The following is a 2986-nucleotide window of genomic DNA, read 5'->3' on the forward strand; positions in this document are numbered from 1 at the left end:
CTGACGGTTGCGAGCACGCCGGGCGCGGGCAGCACGTTCACGCTTCAAGTGCCGCTCGGCCTCGCCGCGAGCGGCATCGCGCAAGGTGCGCTGCAACCGCCATCGCGGCAGCTCCGCGTGCTCTTGGTCGACGACGATCCCGTCAATTGCGACGTCGGCGAAGCCATCCTGAAGAGGCTCGGCCATCTCCCTACCATCGCAAGAAACGGCGCATCGGCCGTCGCACTTGCCCGCGATCAGGCGTTCGACGTCATCCTCATGGACCTGCACATGCCCGACATGGACGGCGTGGAAGCGGCCTCGCGGATCGGCAAGCTCGGTCTGCCAAACACGCCGCGCATCATCGCCGTGACGGCGGACGTGTCGTCGAGCGCGCGCGAGCGGCTCGCCGGCGCCGGCATTGTCCAGACCGTCAGCAAACCGATCCTGATCAACGCGCTGCGCGAGGCGATCGAGAACGATCCGGAAGTCGAGCCGACGGCGCCGCCGCTCGCTGCTGGCGCGTTGATCGACCGGCACTTCCTCGACGACCAGCGGGAGCTGCTCGGCGCGGCGCACATCGCGAAGCTGCATCATCTGCTGCAGGAGACCAGCGACAAGCTGATCGCAGACATCACCAAGACCGCAGCGATCGGCGATCATAAGCAGCTCGCGCGGCTCACCCATCAGCTCGGCAGCGCGGCGAGCGCGCTCGGCCTCGTCCGCCTGTTCGAGCACTGCCGCGAGGTCGAGCTGGCGGCGCCCGCGATGTCAGCGCCTGAGCGGCAAAATTCTGCGCGTGAACTCGCCGAGCTTCAGCGGGCCTCGATGAACGCGCTGGACGATCTGCTTCAGCCTGCCGAACAGCGTTCGGTCAGTTAGCCTCGGCTCGCCGGCGCACACCGCCCGCCTCCTCCCGCCCAAACCGCTCCACCAGAAAATCGATGAACAGCCGCACTTTCACCGACAGATGCCGCGTCGGCGGATAGACCGCATAGAGCGCGAGCGGCGGCGCGAAATAATTGTCCAGCACGACGCGCAGCTCGCCTTTCCGTAACGCATCGGCCGCGATGAACTCCGGCAGCAGCGCCAGCCCCCTGCCCTTGATCGCGACGTCGCGCAGCACCTCGGCATTGTTGACGCAGAGCGACCAGGCCGGCTGGATCCAGTGATCGCCGTCAGCGCCGGTCAGCTTCCATTGGTTGCCGGTGAGCAGGAAGCCGTAGGTGAGCGAGGTATGCTCGCGCAGATCCTGCGGGTGCTTCGGCGTGCCGTGCCGCGCGAGGTAATCCGGCGAAGCACAGATCATGCGCGCTATCGGCATGATTTTTCGCGCGATCAGGCTCGACGATTCCAATTCCGCGATCCGCAAGGTCACGTCGAAGCCGTCCTGCACGGGATCGAGCAGGTCGTCGCTGAGCACGATCTGGAGCTGCAGCTCCGGATATCGCGCCATGAAATCGGCCAGCACGGGCCCGAGCCGCATGGTGCCGAACGACATCGGCGCGTTGACGCGGAGCAGCCCCCGCGGCGCCGACTGGGCCTGCGCCACCGCCTGGTCGGCGGCCTCGATCTCCGAGAGGATCACGACCGCGCGCTCGAAATAGCGCTGGCCGTTCTCGGTCGGGCTCGCATGCCGCGTGGTCCGGTTCAGGAGCTGCACGCCGAGGCTCTCCTCGAGGTCGGCGATGTATTTGCTGATCGCCGATCGCGACAGCCGGAGCTGCCGGCCCGCCTCGGCAAAACTGCCGCTTTCGACCACCTTCACGAAGGCCCGCAGACTGCCGAGCTTATCCAAGGGACGGCCCTGGCGATTGTTTCCAAATCGTAGACATAGCCGTCATATTTGCATGGATTGTCTCCAATCCAAAGCGGAACAATATTTCCGGCCAGAGCAAGACGCTCCCCGAGCTTTTGGAGGACGACAATGTCTGGACTGCACCATGTGACCGCGATTGCCGGCAACCCCATTCGCAATTTCGGCTTCTACACGCGGGATCTCGGCCTGCGCTTCGTCAAGAAGACGGTCAATTTCGACGATCCCGGCACCTATCACTTCTATTACGGCGACGAGACCGGCCGGCCCGGCACCATCCTGACCTTTTTCCCGTGGGCCGGTGTATCGCCCGGACGCCGCGGCGTCGGCGAGACCCATCAGACCGCCTTCCGCGTGCCGCAGCGCTCGCTCGGCTACTGGACCCAGCGCCTCACTGAAAAGGGCATTGCCTATGAGGCGCTGGAAAAGCGCTTCGGCGAGTCCGTGCTGCCTTTCACCGACCCTGATGGCATGGCGCTCGCGCTGGTCGGCGTGCCGGGTGCGGAAAACGAGCCCGGCTGGAGCAACGGCGACGTGCCGGCCGAGCATGCGATCCGCGGCTTCCATGGCGTGACCTTGCTGCTCGACAGCGCGGCCAAGACGGCCGCCGTCCTCACCGACGTGTTCGGCTTCAAGGAGACCGGACGCGAAGGCTCGGTGATCCGCTTCAAGGCCCCGGGCGACGTCGAGGGCAGCGTCGTCGACATCTACGAGGCCAAGGGCTTCCTGCGCGGGCATCAGGGCGGCGGGTCGGTGCATCACATTGCCTTCCGCGCGGTTGACGATGCCGAGCAGGGCAAGATGGCGCAAAAGCTCGTGAGCAATCACGGCCTGCATCCGACCGAGCAGCGCGACCGCAACTACTTCCGCTCGGTCTACTTCCGCGAACCCGGCGGCGTGCTGTTCGAGATCGCGACCGACATTCCCGGCTTCGCCGTCGACGAGCCCGTCGCGACGCTGGGACGTGACCTCAAGTTGCCTAGCTTCCTCGAGCAGCACCGCAAGCAGATCGAAGGTGTGTTGCCGAATTTGGAAGAGACCGTGTCATGACTGAAACTGCATTCATCCACCGCTTCGAGCCCGCGACCAGCGCGGGCTCCCCGCCGCTCCTGCTGCTGCACGGCACCGGCGGCGACGAGAACGACCTGCTCGGGCTCGGCAAGATGATCTCGCCGGGCTCCGCCCTGCTCT

The 2986-nt window shown here is 65.8% G+C and carries 3 protein-coding genes and 1 pseudogene; 3 read left to right on the forward strand and 1 reads right to left on the reverse strand.

Annotation, left to right across the window (positions count from 1 at the left end; translation table 11 throughout):
• Positions 1-861: response regulator (locus MOV74_RS34885; protein ID WP_246931604.1), on the forward strand; the 861-nt coding region annotated here is incomplete at its 5' end.
• Here MOV74_RS34885 and MOV74_RS34890 read toward each other — a convergent pair.
• Complete coding sequence (locus MOV74_RS34890; RefSeq protein WP_246931606.1) at positions 854-1777, reverse strand: LysR family transcriptional regulator; 924 nt, start codon at positions 1775-1777, stop codon at positions 854-856. The two genes, MOV74_RS34885 and MOV74_RS34890, sit on opposite strands and share 8 nt — an antisense overlap.
• Positions 1778-1906: 129 nt before the next feature.
• Between MOV74_RS34890 and MOV74_RS34895 the strand changes: the two genes are divergently transcribed.
• Both MOV74_RS34895 and MOV74_RS34900 read left to right on the forward strand, forming a co-directional pair.
• Positions 1907-2845: a ring-cleaving dioxygenase gene (locus MOV74_RS34895; protein WP_246931608.1), complete on the forward strand. Its 939-nt coding sequence runs from the start codon at positions 1907-1909 to the stop codon at positions 2843-2845.
• Positions 2842-2986, forward strand: a pseudogene (locus MOV74_RS34900) (alpha/beta hydrolase); the annotation flags it as partial. The gene MOV74_RS34895 and the pseudogene MOV74_RS34900, both read left to right, overlap by 4 nt.

This window comes from Bradyrhizobium sp. SHOUNA76, assembly GCF_023006445.1.
Classification (GTDB): domain Bacteria; phylum Pseudomonadota; class Alphaproteobacteria; order Rhizobiales; family Xanthobacteraceae; genus Bradyrhizobium.